At 38.4% G+C, this 22,250-nt stretch carries 14 protein-coding genes and 4 pseudogenes; 1 reads left to right on the top strand and 17 read right to left on the bottom strand.

Going from position 1 to position 22,250, the window contains the following annotated elements:
- Positions 1 to 73: 73 nt before the first annotated feature.
- The 15 genes and pseudogenes from OVN21_RS01505 to OVN21_RS01435 form a co-directional block, all read right to left on the bottom strand.
- Positions 74 to 562 carry a DUF6773 family protein gene (locus tag OVN21_RS01505; protein WP_267246974.1) on the bottom strand — a complete coding sequence of 163 codons (489 nt, stop codon included), beginning with the start codon at positions 560 to 562 and terminating at the stop codon, positions 74 to 76.
- Positions 552 to 1,025: a DUF6773 family protein gene (locus OVN21_RS01500; RefSeq protein ID WP_267246973.1), complete on the bottom strand. Its 474-nt coding sequence runs from the start codon at positions 1,023 to 1,025 to the stop codon at positions 552 to 554. The genes OVN21_RS01505 and OVN21_RS01500 overlap by 11 nt, the downstream gene beginning before the upstream one ends.
- A complete protein-coding gene (locus OVN21_RS01495; protein WP_001107495.1) occupies positions 1,015 to 1,224 on the bottom strand; it encodes a helix-turn-helix transcriptional regulator in 210 nt (69 codons plus the stop codon). The genes OVN21_RS01500 and OVN21_RS01495 overlap by 11 nt, the downstream gene beginning before the upstream one ends.
- Positions 1,225 to 1,371: 147 nt before the next feature.
- Positions 1,372 to 1,968: an HAD family hydrolase gene (locus tag OVN21_RS01490; RefSeq protein ID WP_267246972.1), complete on the bottom strand. Its 597-nt coding sequence runs from the start codon at positions 1,966 to 1,968 to the stop codon at positions 1,372 to 1,374.
- Positions 1,969 to 2,026: 58 nt separating this feature from the next.
- Positions 2,027 to 2,437 (bottom strand): GNAT family N-acetyltransferase, encoded by a 411-nt coding sequence (locus OVN21_RS01485; protein ID WP_267246971.1) that lies wholly within the window; start codon positions 2,435 to 2,437, stop codon positions 2,027 to 2,029.
- 101 nt (positions 2,438 to 2,538) lie between these two features.
- Positions 2,539 to 3,903 (bottom strand): annotated as a pseudogene (locus OVN21_RS01480) (amino acid permease).
- A 76-nt stretch (positions 3,904 to 3,979) separates the two neighbouring features.
- The gene (gene greA / locus OVN21_RS01475; RefSeq protein WP_267246970.1) at positions 3,980 to 4,462 is read right to left on the bottom strand and encodes a transcription elongation factor GreA; all 483 of its coding nucleotides are present in this window, start codon (positions 4,460 to 4,462) and stop codon (positions 3,980 to 3,982) included.
- Between the two features lie 61 nt (positions 4,463 to 4,523).
- Positions 4,524 to 6,266 carry an endolytic transglycosylase MltG gene (gene mltG, locus OVN21_RS01470; protein ID WP_267246969.1) on the bottom strand — a complete coding sequence of 581 codons (1,743 nt, stop codon included), beginning with the start codon at positions 6,264 to 6,266 and terminating at the stop codon, positions 4,524 to 4,526.
- Positions 6,267 to 6,356: 90 nt separating this feature from the next.
- Entirely contained in the window at positions 6,357 to 6,845 is a 489-nt protein-coding gene (locus OVN21_RS01465; RefSeq protein ID WP_267246968.1) for a GNAT family N-acetyltransferase, read from the bottom strand.
- Entirely contained in the window at positions 6,842 to 7,309 is a 468-nt protein-coding gene (locus tag OVN21_RS01460; protein ID WP_267246967.1) for a GNAT family N-acetyltransferase, read from the bottom strand. Before OVN21_RS01460 ends, OVN21_RS01465 begins: the two co-directional genes overlap by 4 nt.
- 9 nt (positions 7,310 to 7,318) lie before the next feature.
- Positions 7,319 to 8,653, bottom strand: a complete 1,335-nt coding sequence (gene murC / locus OVN21_RS01455) for a UDP-N-acetylmuramate--L-alanine ligase (protein ID WP_267246966.1) — start codon at positions 8,651 to 8,653, stop codon at positions 7,319 to 7,321.
- 11 nt (positions 8,654 to 8,664) lie between these two features.
- Positions 8,665 to 9,276, bottom strand: coding sequence for a cystathionine gamma-synthase (locus OVN21_RS01450; protein ID WP_267246965.1), 612 nt, complete (start codon positions 9,274 to 9,276; stop codon positions 8,665 to 8,667).
- 47 nt (positions 9,277 to 9,323) lie between these two features.
- Positions 9,324 to 12,419, bottom strand: coding sequence for a DEAD/DEAH box helicase (locus OVN21_RS01445; protein WP_267246964.1), 3,096 nt, complete (start codon positions 12,417 to 12,419; stop codon positions 9,324 to 9,326).
- Positions 12,420 to 12,511: 92 nt separating this feature from the next.
- Positions 12,512 to 13,677 (bottom strand): annotated as a pseudogene (locus OVN21_RS01440) (MalY/PatB family protein).
- Positions 13,678 to 13,684: 7 nt separating this feature from the next.
- Positions 13,685 to 14,769 (bottom strand): annotated as a pseudogene (locus OVN21_RS01435) (cystathionine gamma-synthase).
- Positions 14,770 to 14,925: 156 nt separating this feature from the next.
- On the opposite strand from OVN21_RS01435, the pseudogene OVN21_RS01430 reads away from it, so the two are divergent.
- Positions 14,926 to 15,146 (top strand): annotated as a pseudogene (locus OVN21_RS01430) (transposase); the annotation flags it as partial.
- A gap of 222 nt (positions 15,147 to 15,368) precedes the next feature.
- On the opposite strand, the gene OVN21_RS01425 reads toward OVN21_RS01430, so the two are convergent.
- Positions 15,369 to 21,320, bottom strand: coding sequence for a S8 family serine peptidase (locus OVN21_RS01425; RefSeq protein WP_416370405.1), 5,952 nt, complete (start codon positions 21,318 to 21,320; stop codon positions 15,369 to 15,371).
- Entirely contained in the window at positions 21,317 to 21,832 is a 516-nt protein-coding gene (locus OVN21_RS11110; RefSeq protein ID WP_416370404.1) for a hypothetical protein, read from the bottom strand. Before OVN21_RS11110 ends, OVN21_RS01425 begins: the two co-directional genes overlap by 4 nt.
- Positions 21,833 to 22,250: the final 418 nt, after the last annotated feature.

Genomic DNA, 22,250 nt, shown 5'->3' with positions numbered 1-22,250 from the left:
AAAACTTTCATGTATTCCAATAAATTAGTACTATTATAACACATTTTAGCTGGATTGAGAAAAGAGTAACAAGCTATTCTCCGTTCTCCAGTTCATCCATATCTTGCTCAAACTTTTTTTGAGCCCATTCGCCATAACTTTTAAGCCCGAGATTGCCGATAAAAACCCAAGGAAGGTAAATCAGATAAGTAATGACCCAAGCAGACAAATATTTAACGTTCAAAGGATTGTGTTGATAAATCTCGATGTTGAATTGATAATTCTGCAACATCAAGAGAGTCGTAATAGCGAGAGTTACCAGCAAACACCCTACAATCGTAAAATGAAAACAACTATAGTAGGTCACTCCAAATTGTCGTGCACGGTTGAAAAAGAAAAAAATTCCTAGAAAAAGGCTAACCAGAAGAATAGTAGGATTAAAAAGAGCAGGTGCTAATACAGCTACCAAATAGCTTAGAAGCACAAGTCCACTGAAGAGGGTAAAGGATTCCGCCCCAGCTTTGTTAATCAGTTGTTCTTCTCTTTCGTCTAGTAATTGATAATAAAAAAATCTATTTTTCATCTTCTTCCTCCCAAACTTGCTGATTTATGCGATTCAAGTATAGGATAACCCTATCCATAGAATAACTCCCGACGAGATAGATGATAACTGCTAGAACCACTTTTAGGGAGTACTTCCAAGTCAATAGACTGACCAGTTCCTCGCGATTGCCTACGATATCAATCAATAAAACCACTATAGAAAATCCCAAAGCAGATAAAATTCTTTCTTTTCCAGTATTCTCACCAATATCTCTAATATCAATTCCTACATACATGCGGCGAATAATGGCATACAAACCTACTCCAATCAATAAAAGTAATTCTGGTGAATAGGATAGAAGCGTTAAATTAAAAATATAAACTTTGGCAAAAATTTCCAGTGCCAAAAATAGGTACATTCCCAAAAGAATTTCTCCTGAAATCTTTCCATCCAATTTTTCCGTACGTTCATCTTTGATCACAAGTTTTTTTCTATTTTTCATCCTCTTCCTCCCAAAATAATTGATCTAAAGTTTTGCCTAAGCATCTGCAAATGGACTGGCAGAGCGAGAGACTCGGATTGTATTTCCCAGCTTCAATCAAGCCTATAGTCTGCCTAGTAACGCCCACAGCTTCTGCCAAATCCCCTTGTGTTAAATCAAGCTCCACCCGAGCTAATTTTAATTTTAAATTTTTAGCCACTAGCGTCCTCCTTCACATTTTTAAAAAGTTGCGCTTCTTTTAAAAACATTATACCATATATCTAACTTAATGCAATATATAAATGTCATTTTGTAAGATTTTATTAACAAAAAGACTCTCTACTACAAAAAATAGAGAGCGTTGCCTTTAACTATAGGATTTCAAAATATCGATGACATCACTTCTTTTCTTGACCTGATAGCTCTTGATGCCCAATTTCTCAGCTGCGTTTGTATTGTCCTCAATATCGTCTAGAAAGACACAATTTGTAGGATCTAGCTGGTATTTATCGAGAATCTCCTTAAACATTACCAAATCAGGCTTTATAGCTTTTATATCACAGGATAAGACAAAGCCATCTAAAAGTTCTTTTAAGGGAGATAGGTGCTCTTCCAGCAAGTCGTAAAATACCTTTGAGGTATTGGACAAAACAAAAATCCGATGACCTTTTTTCTTTAGTTCTGACAAGATAGGAAAGACCTCCCTATAAATATCAATGTAGTTAGGCCAGTTCCAGATAACTTCTTCAACCTTCTTTTGATAGGCACTACCAATCATTGACACAACTTTAAGCACCAATTCTTCTCTCGTCATAGTCCCAAGATCTAATCTTAACCAAAGCCCCGACTGAAAAATGCTCTTATCTAAAATTAGGTAATCTTTCTTCATCTCCGAAACGCCTTGTAAAATCTTATCCTTGTTCCATTCTAATAAAACGTTGCCCATATCCAATATTATATCCATCTGTCCACCTCCATACTTATGTGCGAGTCTCTCTTTGTACTATACCTTCATACTCACCTTACAAATCCTTTTGGTAATAAAATCTTTGCCCTGTATAGGGATAGTCTTGCAAAGCAAAGGCTTCCTTATAGCCATGCATTTTATAAAAATCTGGTGCTTGAAACTGGTAAGTGTTCACGAAAGCAAACTGACAGTTTCGATTCTTAGCTTCATTTTCAGCTTGCTCCAATAGTCTTGAACCGATTCCCTGTCCTCTCAATTCCTCTTTCACAAACAAATACTCGATTTCCAACCAATTTCCGAAAGTCTCTGCTACTAATCCCGCCAAGAGATTGCCCTTTTCATCTTCAACATAAAGGTTCAGTGGCTCGCTTTCAGCCTCTTCTCGTTTGGAACGATTATAAGCACGAATCAAATTCCCTATTTCTTGCGCTTTATGCGACTCCTTATTTTCCAATCTAACGTGCATCCAAACCTCCTTAGAACTATTTACAGCTTGATTATAATCTTATTTCAATAGACTGTCAAACTAGAAAAAAACTCACCAACCTGAGTTGATGAGTCTTTAATCTATTTTCTAAATTTCCACTGGCTATAAATTCCGAAAACGATAATCCAGATAGCAGAACCAACTGCCCCCCATAAAAGTAGATTCTTGTAAAAAGAGGGTTACAAAGACAAAGGTAAAGAAGAGCATGGTTAAAGGATTTAGAAAACGGTAATGGGGCATGAGGTAGCCATCCGCCATAAAGTCTTGTGACTTGCGGTATTTGAGATGAGTCACCATGATCAAGATATAAATCGCGATATAGACACCTGATGAAGACGCCGTAATCAAAGCAAAGGCAGCCAAAACACCTGGCAACACATTGATAAAGGCAGCCAGAGCAATTAAGGTTGCTGAAGTAATAATAGCATTTTGTGGAACATTATGGCGAGAGAGAGTATTTGCCTTGATCGCTTTTAGGAAGCGATTGGGTGAATCATGGGCAATCTGGTAGAGGTGTCGTCCTGTTGAATAGAGGGTTGAATTAAGAGCAGATGCGGCCGACGTCAAAACGAAGAAGTTAGTCAGAGCTGCCGCCCACTTGACACCTGCCAATTCAAATACTGTAACAAATGGTGAATCTGAAGAAGCAAGTTCTCTCCAGGGAATGATAGATATAATAGCTAATAGAGCTCCACCATAAAAGAAGACCATTCGAAGAGGAATTTCTTTAACTGCTTTTGGCAAAACCTGACGAGGATTCTTCGTTTCAGAGGTTGTCACTCCGATAAATTCAATCATCAGATAGGCAAAAAATACCATTTGAAAGGTCATGACAAAGTTCATAACTCCATTTGGGAAAAGAGAGAATTGATTGCTGATATTTGCCAAACTTGCAGCACCATATGGTGTTTCAAATCCTGTCAAGACCATAAAGACTCCTGTTGCAATCATAGCTAAAATAGCCACAATCTTAACCATAGCAAACCAAAACTCGACTTCTCCAAAGAGCTTAACCGCAATCAGATTGACCAAGGCTAGAATAGTCAAAAATCCAATCTCAATCATCCAACTTGGCCAGCTAGGGAACCAGAACTGAACATAGTGAGAGATAGCAGTGATTTCTGCCATACCGATAAAGATAACAGACAACCAATAAGACCAAACCGAGAAATACCCCCAGCCTTTCCCAAAATGACGGGTGATAAAGTTGATAAAAGTATGTTGTTCTGGATCCTGATAGAGCATCTCCCCAGCAGCCCGCATCATGAGGAACATAAAGGCTCCAGTAATCATATAAATCAGGATGATAGAAGGTCCAGTAAGGATGATAGAACGCCCAGCACCTAAGAAAAGTCCGGTTCCGATTGTCCCCGCAATAGCCATCACCTGAACATGACGATTGGTTAAACCACGCTCCATTTTATTTTTTTCTTATTTGAACTCATATAATCTCCTATTTATTCAAAAAATCAAAAAGGAGTTGAGCAAGTCAAGACCTCCACTACTCCATTTTCATTCTATTTAGGCTGTTTTTTCAACCTTTAAAATTTTGACATCGTAACTACCAACAGGTGTCTCAATCGTAACAATATCACCTGTCTTTTTACCGATTAAAGCTTGTCCAATCGGACTTTCATTTGATACCTTCCCAGCGAAAGCATCCGCACCTGCTGAACCTACGATAATATAAACTTCTTCTTCGTCCTCACCAATTTCTTGGATAGTAACTGTTTTACCAATCGCTACTTCGTCTTGGGCAACTGAGTCACTATTGACGATTTCAGCATAGCGAATTTTTGTTTCTAGACTTGAAATTTGTCCTTCAACAAAAGCTTGTTCATCCTTAGCTGCTTCGTACTCGCTATTTTCTGAAAGATCCCCGTATGAACGAGCAATTTTGATACGCTCTACTACTTCAGGGCGACGAACGAGTTTCAATTCTTCTAATTCTTTTTCAAGTTTTTCCTTTTCCTCAAGGGTCATTGGGTAAGTTTTTTCTGCCATTTTTTCAACTTTCTTTTCTATTACTTTTTTAAAACAAAATTATGTGGAAAACCACATAATTTTAGTTTGAACTACTTGATGGTGTTAATTTACTATTGATGTGTTCTGCAACGTTTTGGTCATGCTCTTCTTTTGTCGTTGCAAAGTACACTTTACCATCTTCGACATTGGCTACAAAGTACAAGTACTCACTCTTTGTCTGATTTATACTTGCTTCAATCGCATCGAGGCTTGGACTATCAACTGGTCCGGGCATGAGGCCAAGATGTGTATAAACATTATAAGGTGAATCAATCGTAGTATCAATTGCAGTATCATCAGCCAAGCTAATCTTTTGCCCAAGTTTTCCTTCAGCATACAAGATAGCAATGTTGCTTTGAAGTGGCATACCAAGATTCAAGCGGTTATAGAAGACTCCCGCAATCAATTTACGATCTTCGGTCTTGGCCCCTTCTTTTTCAACAAGAGAAGCAACACTGAGCAATTCATTAACTGTCAGATTCTTTTCTTTAGTCGTAGTGTAGTACGGTGACATGGCCTTGTCCATAGCTGCTAACATATCATCAATCAAGCTTTCAACTGTGGTGCTGTCTTTGATAGTGTAGGTTGCTGGGAAAAGGTAACCTTCAAGGCGATAACGAACGCCACTGTCTTTTGTTGGAAGACTTCCAAGAAGGTTTGGATACTTGACTACTAGTTGGGAGATGAAGGTTTCATCTTGAACTTTTTCCATGAAAGCATCCGCTGTAAGAGGTTCTTTAAAATCACCTTGGAGTTGACCTACTGTCTGAGCAATTTGCTCTAAGGTATAACCTTCCGGAATAGTTAAGTTTGCAAGTACTGGTTCTTGAGGTTCAGGAGTTCCACCTTTTTGCAATTCTTGAATCAAGTCATCCGTACTCATGCTCTTCTTCAAATTGTAATAACCTGACTTCAAGTTTGAACTCTTATACTTAGCATAAATACTAAAGATAAGACCATGTTTGACCAAACCAGATTTTTCCAAAGTGCTCCCAATTTGTTGCACATTTGATCCTTCTGGAATTTGAACTGTCACATACTCCTTAGAACTCGCATCAACAGGTTTCAAGGAGTCTTGAACGTAACCGTACCCAGAGTATCCACCAACAGCCACAAGCATCGAGAGAAATAAAAAGGTTACTAGGAAACCTTTGACCCTTGATTTCTTCTGTTTCTTGGTTGGTTTTTTGCCTTTACGACGATGGTTACGACGTGATTCCTCCGTTAATCTGTCTGAGGAACCAGTTGAAACTGGGGCTTCAGCTTTATTCTCAGAAGAAGGAATTGATTTATTGGCCCCTTCTGTCTTATAAGTCACATCTATCTTCATCGGAGTATAGTTAAATTCTTTTTCTTCAGATTCAAATTCAACTGGTTCCACCTCAGGTTGAACGGACTCCACTACAGGTTCCTCAGCTGGATGAATCGGTTCTATTGGAGGCTCTTCAGATTCTACAACTTCAATCTTGTCAATGATAGACTGTCTAATCTCTTTCTCTTCTTTTTCTTCAGTTCCAGCACTTGAAAGTGGAGGAACACTTGGCGCATTCTTTAGAATTTTATCAACAACAAATAGGGAATCAGCCAGCAACTCTTCTGTTGAAATATCAGATTCAGGATTTGCAGGAGTTACTGAACTAGCTTGAGATGATGAAACTGTCAGATTTGGAATGTCTACTTCTTTCTCTCTTCTACCTTGTTCTTTCACTCTCTCTAAATCACGTAGAATCTGCTCTTTAAAGGTTAATTTTTCTTCTTCTCTTGATTTTTCAGTCAAAAGCATTACCTCCTTGTTGACAATCCATAATATTATATCTTAAAAGTTACAGAAAAGCAACAAAACATCCCTTTCTATAGCTATGATTCTCATTTTTTAAGGTTGCCAAACCATATCATACCAACTTTCACCCGCAAAGCTTGACTGAGATACCCCTTCATTCACAAATCCATGTTTTTCATAATAAGGGATGAGATAGTCATGACAGGTCAAGTTGATACCTTCTCGTTCATGTTCTAAAGCGACTTCTTTCAGAGCCCTTAACAGTCTTTTCCCCACGCCCAAGGCTTGTGCTTCCTTAGCTATGGAGAGACAAGTCACAGAGATATAACCTCCAGGTCGATGGCTATAGTCTTTTATCTCTTCTGTAAAGGACTGATCTTGTAGATGACGATGTGGGACGACTGGACCTTCGATATACCCAAGGATACGTCCCTCCTTTTCAGCTACGAGAAAACTGGTCCGAATTTCACGTAAGTGCACCTCAAAGACCGAACAAGGAATGGCTTCTTCAAGGGAGAAATTCTCCAGCTCTATCTCTAAAATTTGATCTAAATCCGAAAATCTAGCTTGTCTGATTTTCATACTTCCTCCTGATAAAAAGGATTTGCCCAAATCAAATCCCATCCTGAAAATCTTGCGTACGAAGCTTCGGGCACTTCTTCCTCAACAAAGCCATTCATCTCAAAATAAGAGAATAAGTCATCAGGACAAGTCAAGCGAAGATACTCATACTCTCCTTCCACTGCCACTTGTTTCAAGCTAGCAAGAAGAAGTGTCCCCAAGCCTTGCCTACGATGGTCAGGATGAATAGCAAATGATCTTATTTCTATCCATGTGGGATGAAGAGACTGAGACTCTCCTAAAACATAGCCCACGAGCTGGTTTTCATCTCTAGCTACAAGAAAGGTATCTGCAATCTTACGGATACTCTCTTCTAAAAATTCGTAGCTCACTATTTCTTCTGAGGATAAACAAGATTCTTCAATTGCTACAATTTCTTCTAGATCCGATAAAGTAGCTCGTCCTATGGTGATTGGAATTTCCATTCTTTTTTCTTATTGGACATTACTTGTCAAATTAGACAAGAGACGTTCAAATGAGTACTCATAGGTTTGGATGTCTCCTGCTCCCATAAAGACATAAACAGCATTGTCATGGTCTAGGAGTGGAGAAACATTTTCAACAGTGATAACTTGGTGTTTTTTGTTGATTTTTTTGGCTAGGTCTTCTACCTTAACGTCACCATGGTCCACTTCACGAGCTGACCCATAAATTTGCGCTAGGTAAACGGCATCCGCTTGGTTCAAAGCGTGAACAAATTCGTCCAACAAGGCAATGGTTCTTGTAAAGGTATGCGGTTGGAAGACCGCTACGATTTCCTTGCTTGGGTATTTCTGACGAGCCGCATCCAAGGTCGCAATAATTTCTGTTGGATGGTGGGCAAAGTCATCGATAATCACTGTATTATTAACAATTTTCTCAGTAAAACGACGTTTGACACCCACAAAAGTTTTCAAGTGTTCACGAACCAATTCCAAGTCAAAGCCTGCTGTGTAAAGAAGAGCAATAACGGCCGTTGCATTCATGATATTGTGACGACCAAAGGTTGGAATGTGAAATTGACCCAACTCTTGTCCTCGGAAATGAACTGTGAAGGTCGAACCAGTTGTAGAACGTAAAAGGTCGCTGGCTACAAAGTCATTTCCCTCAGCATCAAAGCCATAGTAATAAATTGGAGCATTGGCTGTAATCTTACGCAACTCAGCATCCTCACCGTACACAAACAAACCTTTAGTAATTTGTTTGACATAGTCATTAAAGGCATTGAAAACATCCTCTAGACTTGTGAAATAGTCTGGATGGTCAAAGTCAATGTTGGTGATGATAGAGTATTCTGGGTGGTAAGGAATGAAGTGGCGCTCATATTCGTCAGATTCAAAAACAAAATACTTAGCATTTTCAGAACCTCGACCCGTTCCATCCCCAATCAAGAAGCTAGTGTCTGTGATGTGAGACAAAACGTGAGACAGCATCCCCGTCGTTGATGTCTTACCATGTGCTCCTGCAACCCCCATGCTGACAAAGTCACGCATAAAGCTACCTAGAAATTCATGGTAACGTTTATAGCTGATACCATTTTTGTCAGCATAAGCGATTTCAACATTGTTATCTGGACGAAAGGCATTTCCAGCAATAATTTCAAGATCCCCTTGCAGGTTCTTTTCATCAAAAGGAAGAATCGTAATTCCTGCCTGCTCTAGTCCACGTTGAGTAAAGTAGTATTTTTCAACGTCTGAACCTTGAACCTTGTGTCCCATTTGATGCAACATCAAAGCCAAGGCACTCATCCCTGATCCCTTGATTCCAATAAAATGATATGTTTTTGACATGTTTTTCTCCCTTACTCAGTAATTCTTGTCAGATTCAACTCTTGAGCAACCTGACGTTCCTGTTCTGTTTGCTTATGCTTTTTATTATAGATTTGACTCTTCTTTAGAAAATCATAGTTGTTCTTTTTAGCTTTTTCCGTTTGGGTTTTCGGAGTTGGATTCGCCACTTGGCCAACCTCCTCAGCTAAGATATAGTGAGACTGACTCAAGTTTTTACTAAATTTGGCAAACTCACCTGGATTTTCCTTTTGAAATGGCGCTGTTGGTTGGTTTCCCTGTCGAACAAGTGTTGAACCATTGTGTCGTCTGGTATGACTAACATCCTGAGTCAAATACTTAGCTGAACGTTTCTTCTTCAAATCCGCACGCGCCTCTTCTCGAGCCAATTCAGCATACGTTTTTTCAACTTTTTTAGGTTCTGGGCCTGGTTTTGACTCCTTGCTAGCTGCCGAAGGAGTTACAGCCTGTTCCTCATTGATAGGAGACCATTCCAAATAGTTTTTATCGCGGTAATCACCCTTGATATTGCTAATAAAGTCTGACTCATCGTACAAGTCCATGACTGTCATTTTAGTCAGCATGATCTCATCATCTGACACTAATGGAAATCGATCTTGTTTCATTTTGTATTTCCTTTCAACACTTCATTATAGCGTATTGTCTTGATTTTTCAAGTGCTGGCTTCAGAAATCCCTAAAATTTCTCGAATTTCTGCCAGACTGAGACTCGCACGCGATTCCGTCCCACCTAAAACTTGGGAAACCAGGTGTCTCTTCTGTTCTTGGAGTTCTTGAATCTTTTCTTCAATGGTTCCTCTAGTAATCAAACGGTAAACCTCTACCTTCCGCTCCTGTCCCATTCGGTGAGCTCGTCCGATAGCCTGGGCTTCGACAGCAGGATTCCACCAGAGATCCACTAGGATGACGGTGTCAGCTCCTGTCAGATTGAGACCGACACCACCTGCCTTAAGGGAGATGAGAAAGATATCTCTTTCCCCTTGATTAAATATTTTGGTCATCTCTTGTCGATCTTGAGCAGGAGTTGAGCCCGTAATTTTGAAGGAAGTCAAGCCCAAATTTGGGAGCTCTTGCTCGATTTTTTCTAACATTCCTTTGAACTGGGAAAAAATCAAGACCCGATGCCCACCATCTGCCACTTGTAGCAATAAATCTCGGAGACTATCCAATTTACCACTGGCTCCCTGGTAATCGTCCATAAAGAGAGCTGGCGTATCGCAGATCTGGCGCAAACGCATGAGACCGGATAAGATTTCTACACGACTTCTCTGAAATTCTTGATCTGTCACTTGCGCTAGGCGGTCTCGCATCTGTTGCAGCTGAGCCAGATAGATGGCCTTCTGCTCGTCTTCCAGTTCATTTTTATAGACGACTTCGATCAGGTCAGGCAGCTCTGTTAGAACTTCTTCTTTCTTACGCCTCATGACGAAGGGCTTGATAAACTGCGCGACTCGGTCAGCCGGTAATTTCATAAACTCCTTTTTACTTGGCAAGAGCCCCGGAAGCACAATTTGGAAGATAGACCACAACTCTCCTAAATGGTTTTCGATGGGCGTACCTGACAAAGCAAAGACTGCTGGCACCACGAACTGGCGCAAACTCTGAGCAATCTTAGTCTGGGCATTTTTCATGACCTGGGCTTCATCTAAGAAGAGAAAATCAAAAGCCATCTCTTGATAAAGCTCGCTGTCTTGACGAAAGGTAGCATAACTGGTTACGTAGATTTGGTGATTTTCAGAAAGAATTGCTTCTCGATTCGCTTTCAAACCATGAACGACAGCCAAATCCAACTGTGGTGCAAATTTCCTAAATTCATCTGCCCAATTGTAGATCAAACCTGACGGCGCTAAAATCAAGACCCGACTATGTTCTGTCACCTGACTGGTCAAAAAAGCGATAGTTTGCAGTGTTTTTCCCAGTCCCATATCGTCTGCCAAGATGCCACCAAAGCCATAGCGGTAAAGCATCTGAAGCCAACGAACTCCCTTTTCCTGATAGTCTCTCAAACTCGCCTGCACCCGTATATCTCCTAAAGGAAAGTCCTCTGGATGGGTCAAATCATGAGCTAAATACTGAAATTCTTCCGAGAAGGAAATCCCGTCTCGACCGTCAAAAAGCTGAGAAAGGCTATAAGCCAGAGATTTTCGAGCTTGAAAAGAACCATCTTTTAGTTCAACACCCAGTTCCTGCAAATTTTGACGAATCTGCTTGGTTTCCTCATCAAAAAAGTACACTTGGTCAGAAGAACTGATATAGAAATCCTGATTGCTGGTCAGGGCTTTGAGAGCTTGAGCAATCTCTTCTTGGGCAATCCCTTGGAAATCAAATTGGATTTCCAACAGTCCTCCCTTGGACTCAATCTGAACCTGAGGAGCTTGGATGCTGTAGAGCTGATTCATCTCATCAGACAAAGAGACCTGACCCAACTTCTCAAAAGCTGGAATTGTATGGTGAAAGAAAGAATAAACTGCCTCTGGCTTCAAAGCCTGTCTCCAGGACTGAAAATCAGCCTCAAAACCAGCCCCTAAACAGACTTGAAATAGCTGATTTTCCAAGACGGCATTACTTGAAAAAGGTAATTGTTCCAACTGTTGACGACTAGTCACCTTAACATCTCCATAGTCAAACTGGATATCCAAGCGGATACGACCGTCATCCTCCTTATCAAAGTAAAAGATTGGTGAAAAAGGTTTGATTTGCAAGCGCTCGGGAGCAGAAACTGTGCCCAGCTGCCCAAACAAGGGCAGACAGGCGGCTAGGCGGTCACGATCACTGTTGTCAAATTGGAGGCACTTCCTCCCTCTTCCCTCCTGAGGAAGTTCCTTTAGTTCCTTCAAAAGAGTTATCTGATTAGGGGTCAAGAAATAAACATTTCCTTTACGAAAGAGAACTGCCCCTACATAGAATACGTTGACTCGCTCACTTTCAGAAATCTCCATCTCAAAATAATCGGGATACTCCTGCACGGAAAAAGAGAACAGTTCTGCATCAGGACCTAAATCATGAAAGAGAAGATTTTCATAACTATCGTTCTGGTGTTCAAAATGAAAATCCTCCAAGTTCATCAGCAACTCCACTCCCTGCTCAAAAAAGGTCAGAGGGAAAAAGAGGTGACGACCTTGATTAGGGAAAAAGAGCTCTTGACTCAGTCCCTCCTCAATCAAGCCACATAAAAAAGTAAGAACTTCTTGACTAGCTGTATCAAAAGCCTTCCAAGACAAGTCATTTTCATAGTATTTCCCAATCATATATGGTTTTCGATGGACTAAAACCTTCAAAAAGAGTGGGATGTCACGAATGACATAATATTTTTGACTATCAACTAAACCGATTCGGAGAGTCCAAAGGAGGCGATTGGTCCCAGCTTCCACCTGGCCTTGAGCCGACAAAGTGTAGATTTTCTCTCGCTTCTGAGGTTGGATACGCTCCAAAAAACTACCACCAAAACTAACCTTGGTTTCGACCTCTTCTTGCTCTTCATGTCCTTTCTCTAAAGCTTGTAAAATCACCTGGCCTTCTTCGTCGTTCTTCAGATAATGCTCGAGCGCCGCTAGGTGAACACAGTAACCTCTTTTTTGGAAAAAATCACAAGCACAAAAAACCAGATCATCCTCTAAACTGTAGCGCAAGTATTCTCCCGCCACACGAGTATAGAGGCGACTCCCTTTTTCCTTGATAATCTCAATGTTGCCTGTCTCATAGAGAGTAACACCCTCCATGCGCAACTTTCCCGGAATCAATTTAGCCATAGTTACCCCTTTATCTTATCTTTTCATTATACCACATTTTCCCCTACGAAAATAGCCTTCTAGGAAGACTTTTCTCCTAGAAGGCTGGATTTTTAAAGTGTAGCAAAAGTGGTCACGATGCATTGGCAAACTTCTTCTAGTACTGACTTCGGCATAGCCACATTGAGGCGAGCATGAAGGGATCCCTCCTCCCCAAAGTCCAAACCTCGGTTCAAGATAACCTTGGCTTCATTCTTCAAAAGCTCTTGCAAGCGGTCATCCGTTAGGTCATAGGCTGAAAAATCAAGCCAGATCAAGTAGGTACCTTGTGGTTTCATGACCTTAATCTTGGTTTCGTTGCCCAAAACATCCACTACATAGTTAATGCGATCCTCGATGACTTCTTTTAACTCTCCTAACCAGTCCTTACCATAACGGTAGGCAGCTTCTGTCTCCAAATACCCCAAGCCTGAGATTTCATGTTGGTTATTGGCCAACTGGCGTTTTTGGAAAGCAACTCGAAGCTTTGGATTTTCAATAACTGCATAGAAATTCTTGGTCCCAGCAATATTAAATGTTTTAGTAGCACTGCTCAAGATAAGGGCGAAGTCTTTAAAGGCGGGATCAATGGTGTTGAAAGACTGGTGTTTGTGATCAAAGAGAGCCAAATCTTGGTGAATCTCATCTGAAACCAACAAAACACCATGTTTTTGGCAGAGATGACCAATCTTTTCAAGACCTCCCTTTCCCAAACACATCCACCAGGATTGTGGGGATTGCAAAGAATATAAAGTTTCACATTCTCATCTACCAAATCCTTCTCCAGCTGATCAAAGTCAATCTCAAGCAGCCCATCCTTTTCCACCAAAGGATTGGTAATCAATCTGCGATTGTTCAGTTTGACACTGCGAGCAAAAGGTGGATAGACCGGTGTGTTAATCAGAACAGCCTCTCCTTCTTTTGTAAAGGCTTGGATAGCTGTTGAAATAGCTGGTACCACACCCTCGATAAAGACGAGAGCCTCTTTGTTAAAGTGGTAACTGTGTTGTGTGGCTTCCCAGCCCTGAACCGATTCAATCAAAACATCACTAGCATAAGCATAGCCATAGACCAACTGATCTGCGTAGGCTTGTACAGCTTGTCGAACTTCAGGCAAAACCACAAAGTCCATATCTGCTATCTAGGCTGGTAAAACTTCTCGATCAGCTTCCACTTCTTTCCATTTATAGGTATGGTGCCCAAAACAATTGGGCAGGCTTGTAAAATCATATTTTCTCATATCTATCTTATCCCTCCAAAACTTGTCGCAAGTCCGCAATCAAATCTCTAGCATCTTCAATCCCAATTGAGAAGCGCAAGAGATCATCTGTCAATCCATAGGAATGGCGCACTTCTGCTGGAATATCCGCAGGGGTTTTAGTTGTCGGATAGGTGATTAGACTCTCTACCCCACCCAAACTTTCTGCAAATGAGAAGACCTTCAAGCTATTTAAAATATGAGGAATACGCTTTTCATCCACTACTTTAAAGGAAATCATCCCCCCACGTCCTGTATAGAGAACTTCCTTGACAGCAGGTGAATCCTTCAAAAAAGCAACTACTTCTTGGGCATTGGCTGTAGAAAGTTCCATACGAAGGGGCAGGGGTTTGAGACCACGAATCAACTGATAACTATCCAACAGTGACAAGACCGCACCTGTCGTATTGAGATTATAGAAAAGTTGTTCATATAGTTCTAAACCATTAGTCACAACCACCCCAGCTAAGACATCATTGTGCCCTGCTAGATACTTGGTAGCTGAATGAAGAACAATATCCGCACCGTCTTCAATCGGACGTTGGTAAATCGGACTGTAGAAGGTATTGTCCACTACTACATTGGCACTCTTGGCATGAGCTAGTTTGGCTAGTTTTGCAATATCAAATTCCAACATCAAGGGATTGGTTGGCGTTTCGATATAGAGAACACCCACATCCTTTTCTAACTCAGTAATCAGCTCTTCTTCTGTATTGGCATAGGTAAAATGGAATCGACCTTCCTACTCCACTTGGTTGAACCAACGGAAAGAACCCCCATAAAGATCTCGCACAGCCAAGACTTTACTTCCTACTGGAAAGCCAGTACAATCGCAGCCATTCCTGAGCTCGTCGCTAAAGCATAGTCTGCTGACTCAATAGCCGCCAAGACTTCCTCCGCCTTACTGCGAGTTAGATTTTCAGTCCGAGTATAGTCGAATCCAGTAGACTGACCAAACTCTGGGTGCTGATAAGTTGTAGAAAAATGAAGCGGCGTTACCAAGGCACCTGTTGCCTCATCTGATTTGATACCCGCCTGGACCAAAATTGTATTAATGTGTAGTTCTTTACTCATACAATACCTTCAAATCTATAGTAACTATTGTATCATTTATTTTCGCCAACTCATTTTCTTGTTTTCAGGAGCTAGTTATAGTTTCAAACTATATAAAACGATAGTTTCTTGAGAAACTGGCTCTATAATATTTATAATAGGTAAATCCCCTATGGATATTATAGAGCCTTTAAAACCTTCCTCAAGGACAAAGAGAAAATCATCAACGCTCTTCAGTTACCCTATTCCAACGCCAAATTAGAAGCGACTAATAATCTCATCAAACTTATCAAGCGCAATGCTTTTGGTTTCCGGAACTTTGAAAACTTCAAAAAACGGATTTTCATCGCTCTAAATATCAAAAAGAAAGGACGAAATTTGTCCTTTCTAGATATTAGCTGACTTCAACCCACTACAGTTGACAAAGATCCAAAAAATCTTCCTATTTGTAATAAGAAGATTTTTTAGGTATCTAAATTAAGCCCATTAATACATTCTAAAAGAGTATAAATATCAACATAAACTTAAGAATTAAATGTTAAATAGTTATTTTCACAAAACTGTTTCATCATCACACTATCTCAGTACATAAACCATTTTTTTCATCTATAGCTTTTGTCCTAATCTTGATCTTTTTTCTTCAATCCAAGGAGTGATCCTACTATAAACAATATTCCAGCAATGAATGGTGTAAAACCTTCTCTAACTGTTCCGGTTTTTGGCAATCTATCAGAATTGTTAGTATCCGATTTACTATCGATATTGGTATGTTTATTAGCTATGTTCTCTGGTTCATTAAGATAAACTTCCTTCTCATTTTCAAAGTTTTTATCATTTCTATCAGGAACTGTAGCTGTAACATCCTTAGTTGAATCAGGTTTTTGTGAAGGATTTTCTCTTTGTAAGTCCTCTTTTCTATGACTTTGATTTAATTGACTAGAATTTACCTGTGGGTTGTCTTTCTTTTTCGATACATCAAAAGTAGGTTTATTTTCCTCCTCCTTTTTCTCCTCTATTTTCTTGAATACAGGTTTTATAAGGGTATCTTTTGATAGATTAAGAACATAGCCAACGTCTTTTTTCCCTTCAAAACCAGCAATTTCCCAGCCATCAAATTGATAGCCTTCTTCTAATTCACCCTGATAGACAGGTAAAATAAAATCTTCTTCCGACACTATCGTTGAACTCATTTCTTTTCCATTTTGAATGGTCACAGTTACTGTATGAGGTTTTAGTTCGCTTACCTCTCCCGTATCTTTGTTTAAAATGAATTCTTTTACGGTTGTATTTCTTGCAAAATCTTTTACAAGAATCTTAATGTTTAGCGTCTTGTCTGTTATTTGTTTAATAGCATCAAATGATGTATATTCTTTTCCATTTACATAAATATGTTGTTCTTGAATCTCACCATTGAATCCATTATTTCTTTTATCATTGATGTTAAAGATAACAGATTTTCCATCAGCATATTCGATACTTGTATTTCCCTTAGGATCAATGTTCACTTCTGGTTTAACATTATCATATAAAAATTGATAGTGTACTCCAACCGCTTTCGCATTCAAATCACTATAGCCAGTTTGAAGATAAACATTTCCATCCATATCTGTTACCTTATCTGGAAATCCGTTTGCTTTATAGTCTTTCATCCCCCAGTCCATAATGTCACCGTCTTTAACATTAAGCTTAATGTTAAAATCTCTAGTGTTATCAATGTGTAAATCTCCGTAGATTAAATAATTATCTACAACCGATTCATTGACTCTCAATTCCCAGTTAAAACCACCCTTATCAGAAATCTTACCTCTTAAATAAAATTCTGGATTTCGTACATAAATTTTATTAGATTTAGATGGATTAAAGTAGTTCTTGTCCATTGAAAGGTTTACTGGTTTGGTATCAATAAATAACATGGAGCCATCTTCTTTTATAGCTTCTACATTAGAATATTCCTCCCCATGATACTCTTTATCATCTTTACCAAATAATACAAGTTTAGAGGAATCTGTCACAAGATTTCCATCTTTATCAATTGCTTCCCCTTTATCATTCATTTTAAAGGTAAACACTTGATATCTTACAATGTTAAAGCCGTCCAAAGCCGACATTAATACTGATTGAGTGCTTCTTCCATCTTTAACATTTCTACTATCAGCATAAATTGTTGTTTCTAAAAGGACTCTTAGATTAGGATTGGCCTTTTGTATTTTTGCTATATCTTCCTTGCTATAGACTCCATTCCCTTCTAACATATCCGTTTTTCCAGGATTATAGGTAGTCACTTTTAGTGCATAGCCTTTTCTTAGAATGATATTATCCTTTAACAGATATTGTTGTTTTTCTGAATCAGAATAGATTTTACCAGATTCCATTTCAGTTAAATTGTTTGGTTTATTTTTTGAAAGATCTCCTTCTCCTAATTCTATTACATTCCCATAACTTGATGCATAGGGATATTCTGTTTTAGTTTCCTTATTTTTTTCAGGCATTCTAATTTTAGTTTTAGCTTTTGTTTCACCCTTATCTTTTACAAGGATATTCATATCACCCGTAAAGGATAGACCATCGACTACATCATTTGTGTTTGCGAATAAGTCAAAGGTTAGAGTTTTTGTTTGTGGGTCGTATTTACTTGCCTTAATTTCTATTAATTTGAAGTCATTGCCATAGTAAGCCTTAGCACTTTGGGATACATTACTTACTTTTCCAAGAATTTCAAAATGTCCATCCTTTGATGGGCTTAATACACCACCAAGCTTTGATTTAACATCATCAAGTTTCTCAGTCTCATATTCTAGAGCACTTCCATCCACATAGGCAGTTATATTTCCCTTAGCATCATATCGATAATCAAGCTCTACTTTTCTTTTTCCGCCATTTACAAAGTCTTCTTCTTCCTTATATTTCTTTTTAATGAGTTTCTTTAGGTCTTTATTTTCAAAGTTTCTTACAGTAGAGATTTCTTTGTCTAACTCTAGAGTTGAAGGTCCCTCTATAGGTTTTTCTTCAACAGTCTCTTTCTTTTCTTCTACGTTATTTGAGGCTTCTGGACTTTGGGCATTTTTAAGTTTATCTTCAGAAATTTCCCCTAGTTTTTTGTAAGAAGAAGCATCTTTCTCAGGATCTACTAGGTAATAAGAAATCATTCCATTTTTGTCAGCCTTATCAGCAAATTTAATTCTATGGATTTTGGTAAAGTTGCTTGCGCCATCTAGGGCGATTACTTCGATGATTTTTCCTCTTAAATCTCCTGCTCCGCTAATTTCGTAGATGGTATTTCCATTTTTATCAAGCTTCCTATTTCTTCCCTCACCCTCTCCGGCGTAAGTTACATCAAGATTTCTCTCAACATCTCCATACGCATCGACAAGAGCTGCACCTGCATACCATACTTCGTTGGCTACTTCTTCAAATTTCTCAGGATGTTCTTTTTGGTCTCTAGCAAACAAGGTTTCGTGTTTGTACTCATCCTTTACCTTGTGGTAGGTATCTTTTGCGATCAATTTAATTTTATTTGGATTAGAAAAATCAATTGAAATAATTTTTGGAGCTGTATTATCAATTTTTACAGGAATATAGGAAACCTGCCATGGGTAATCCTTGGTTAATCTATATTTGAATTTGTAGAAGTATTGACCCTCAGCTATTGGTTCAAATTGTCCTCTTATCCTAGTAGCTGGATCTTGGTTATCCTTACTTTCTGGTTCGTTTTCTTCTCTACCTCTAGGGTTATAGATGAGTCCATCCCACTTCAAGTCACCCCAAACTTTTAGTTTAGATGATTTGATTCCCTTTGCATCATTGCTTTTAGAATTTAAAATTCCTCTAATAAAGTGTTCTCTCGAAATGACTTTTAAGTCTCTTTGATTTTCTCCCTCTTTATTTGTATTTACTATTGAAATCAATCCTTCTTCTGCACTTCTTAATACAAGTGGAGAAGGTGTTAATCCTCTTTCTAGTGAAACACTTTGTGGTTCTCCCTTTGAGTCAAGTGGATATACCCTAGCAACATCAGATCCACTAGTGGATTCTGCATGAATACCTTGGTTGTTAAAGGCAAATAAGTCTGGGTCTTGGTCTAGTGATGTAATATTTTTATCTTTTCTGTTTTGAATAACAGCTGCTGGATTAAATTTATCTATACCATGTTCTCCACCAATACCCTTGTTCAAGGTTCCAGGAATTTTCGGTTTACCATCATCATCATAACCTTCCATTGTTTTTGATTTTGATCCTTCTTCCCAAGCCCATTTATCAAGGATTGGTTCGTGGTTCCAATTCCCAGCAAATCCCATTAGAGGCATCGACAAAGAAGGTTGGAAGTTTATTTTCTTCCCGTTAGAGTTTAGAGCTTCCATTTCTTCCACTGACTCAAAACGAATAAATGATTCTACAAATTTATTTTTGTTTTTAGCCTCCCCGACATTTATAACCGCATTTAAATCAAAGCTGGAATTTGGGCCTATAGTGAAAGTGTCATGCTCAAATGTGATATTTGCTCCTTTGATTTTTTCTGGGTGAATTTCTGGAACAATTTGCTTACCATCTGGAGATTTTTCGTCTTTATATGTTTCATCCAGTTTTAATCTGTCAGTTAGAGAATCTGTAGTTATCGCTGATGCTGAAACCTTAAAGGTTAAAGGTCTGTCTGATGTATTGTGAAGCTTAACTGTAAAATATTTTTCTTCTCCTTTTATTTCTTTAAGAGAAATAGAACCATAAGAGTTTACCAAACCTTTAGAATCCCTGTTTTTGAAAGTCGCTACAACTTCATTTCTCAAAGCATTGGCAACATTAATTAGCCCTGCTCCCTGTTGTCTAGGTGATGCAAAGTATTGACTTTTTTCTTTCCAAGAAGTTGCATCCATCATAGGTCGTGCAGTATTTTGTAGGGCTATTTTTGTAAGACTTGTAAGGTCTATTTTGTCATCTCCCTCAAGATTTTTCAATACAGGTCTTTCAAGCATTTCCTTTAACTTCGGTCTAATCAAAACAGTAGAAGCTGCCACGATTGGAGTTGCCATACTGGTTCCTGACATATAGCCATAAGTTGATTTCCCATTAATGACATTCAGAGTGGATTTAATATTTTTACCAGGTGCTGAAACATCCGGTTTTAAAAGTAAATCTATTCTTGGCCCCCAAGATGTGGACCCTGCTGGAACGATGATATCTTCTTTATAAAGTTCTTTGTCTGTGTCAGGTGCAAACTTAAAGTCAATCTCTTTTTCATCACCTACATTCGGTTTATTAGAATTATAGCTTGCCATATCAATTGGATAGTATTGCTCCAATTTATCTTTAAAATCTTCTTTATTATTTCTTTTGACTTCAGTTTTTTTATCAGGGTTAATCATGTTCCATAACTTTACACCATCATCTCCTGAAATTGAAAAAACTTGACTAGTAGTCCCTTCATCCGCTTCATATCCCATAGCTGGAAGCTCTGTCCAATTATCTCTATTGTAGTAATTTACAGTATTTACAACCATAATGGCGCGTGCACCCTTATTCGTAGCTCGTTTAAAAGCATTTTTTAAATCCTTTGTATAAATTCTATCCATTACTGCAATTTTGCCCTTAAGATCCAATCCTATCAAGTCTTTGTATCGACCTTTACCTATATATACAAATTTTAATTTACTAGGAGCTTTTGATCCATTTTCATTTGTTATTATTTTATTCTTATCGAAAAAGGCACCTATATTTCTGTATTTAAAACTTTCTCCTCCAATCTTAACTTTGTCAAACTCAACTGTTTGATTTTTAGCAGATGCGACCGCTATCGCATCTTCATGTGCTGCAGTTCGTGTTACATTTCCAGTGTCTGTCATTTTCAGATGATTATTTGCTACTAAATCCCAAGAAGAACTTGAAGCAGAAGTCGCATAGTTACCCGTAGCGACAACCATTGGAATGCCTGCTTTTCTTAACGCTCTAATAGCTTGCCAATATTTCTCACCTACAAGGCCTGTTCCCGTAAAGCCAGATGATACCGAAACAACATCGACATTGTGTTTGATGGAATCTTCAATAGCATGAAACATTGTTTCATCCCCTGCGAATCCAGATCCAGCGTCAGAGTACATTTTATAAGAGAATATCTGTGCATTAGGGGCAATTCCATCTATGCCGTTAAAGTTTTTGATATCTTGTTCAGTATCATTTCCCGCAAGAATCCCTGCAATATGCATCCCATGTGGGTCAAAATAATCCCTTCCATCATCATATTTTTCTACAGTGATTTTACCGCCATTATAATAATTGAAAGCATGAGGAATTTTATCACTCAACCAGAAATTTTTATCAGTACCTTTTAAGTCTTCTTTTTTAAATCTCATTGAGGCTTTGGCATCATCATCGATTCTCATAGCTTTATGTCTATAATCAGTCCCAGTATCGATGTTTGAAATGACCATACCCCGACCATCAAAGTTTTTCCCAAATGGAGCATTAATGGCCTTCAGATAATCGATTGCCTCCTCAACTCCAATCTCCTTTCTAGCATGATTCATCATTGGTTGGACTTTTTGTGCCCTTTCAACCGATGAAATACCTTCTATTAGTTTCATTTTGTCCAAGTTATCTTGGGTTGTTTCAATCGCACTACCATTAAAACCGTATCATAAGTATATAAAACTTTTGTATTCTTAAGATTGGATAGTTCCTTGATTGCTTTTTCTCCAGATTCTTTATCTTTAAATTCAGCAATATAGATAACTTTATCCTCTTTTTTGGGACTTTCTGGGTCTTTACTTGCAGACGAGTCCGCTTTATCTCCTTGGGATTGATTAGAATCTTCTTTGATTTTTTCTTCTTCATTGCTAGTTTTGTTATCTATCACAGATTCTTTACTAACAACTTCTTTTTCCTCAATAACCGTTGTTTTCTTCTCTTCAGTATCCTGTGAAGTTTCCTTAGCATTATGAACATCTTCAAGTTTTTCTTTGTTTTCTTTTTGTTTACCTACTACTTTTTCTTCATCAGAGATAGTTAAAGCATCTTCAGAGCTAGATGTGTCTGCTAAAACTACCTCATTTGGGACATATGCTGCTAAAATAACTGCAGCTGTGGTTAATGACAATACTGTACTTTTTTCATTTTAATTCCTTACATATTTATTTAACTTCCAATAGATAGAAAACTTTAACTTTGCTAGCATTTGTTATAAAAAGTTTTACTAAGTATTATCTAGGAAATAGAGTAGTACATTTATATATAATTGTTATCTCTCCATAAAAACAGTATATCATTTAAAAAATTTAAGTCAAGAAAAATTAACATACGTTAATTTATTTTTTAACATACGTTAAAAAATGATATTAAATCAAAAAGTTTCGTAGTTAACTGAGACACAATATAAGCACGTCATACCATCAAAAATAGTAGCAATACACTTGAACAACTACCAGAAACACGAAAACAGGCATAATTGATGCAATATCAACACTATTAAACAAAATAAATCTCGGCTCTATAATTTCTATAGTGGGTAAAACCCC

The organism is Streptococcus sp. Marseille-Q5986 (assembly GCF_946902915.1).
Lineage (GTDB): Bacteria > Bacillota > Bacilli > Lactobacillales > Streptococcaceae > Streptococcus.
Note: the sequence above shows the minus strand (reverse complement) of the source record. Positions and strands in the feature narration are given on the sequence as shown.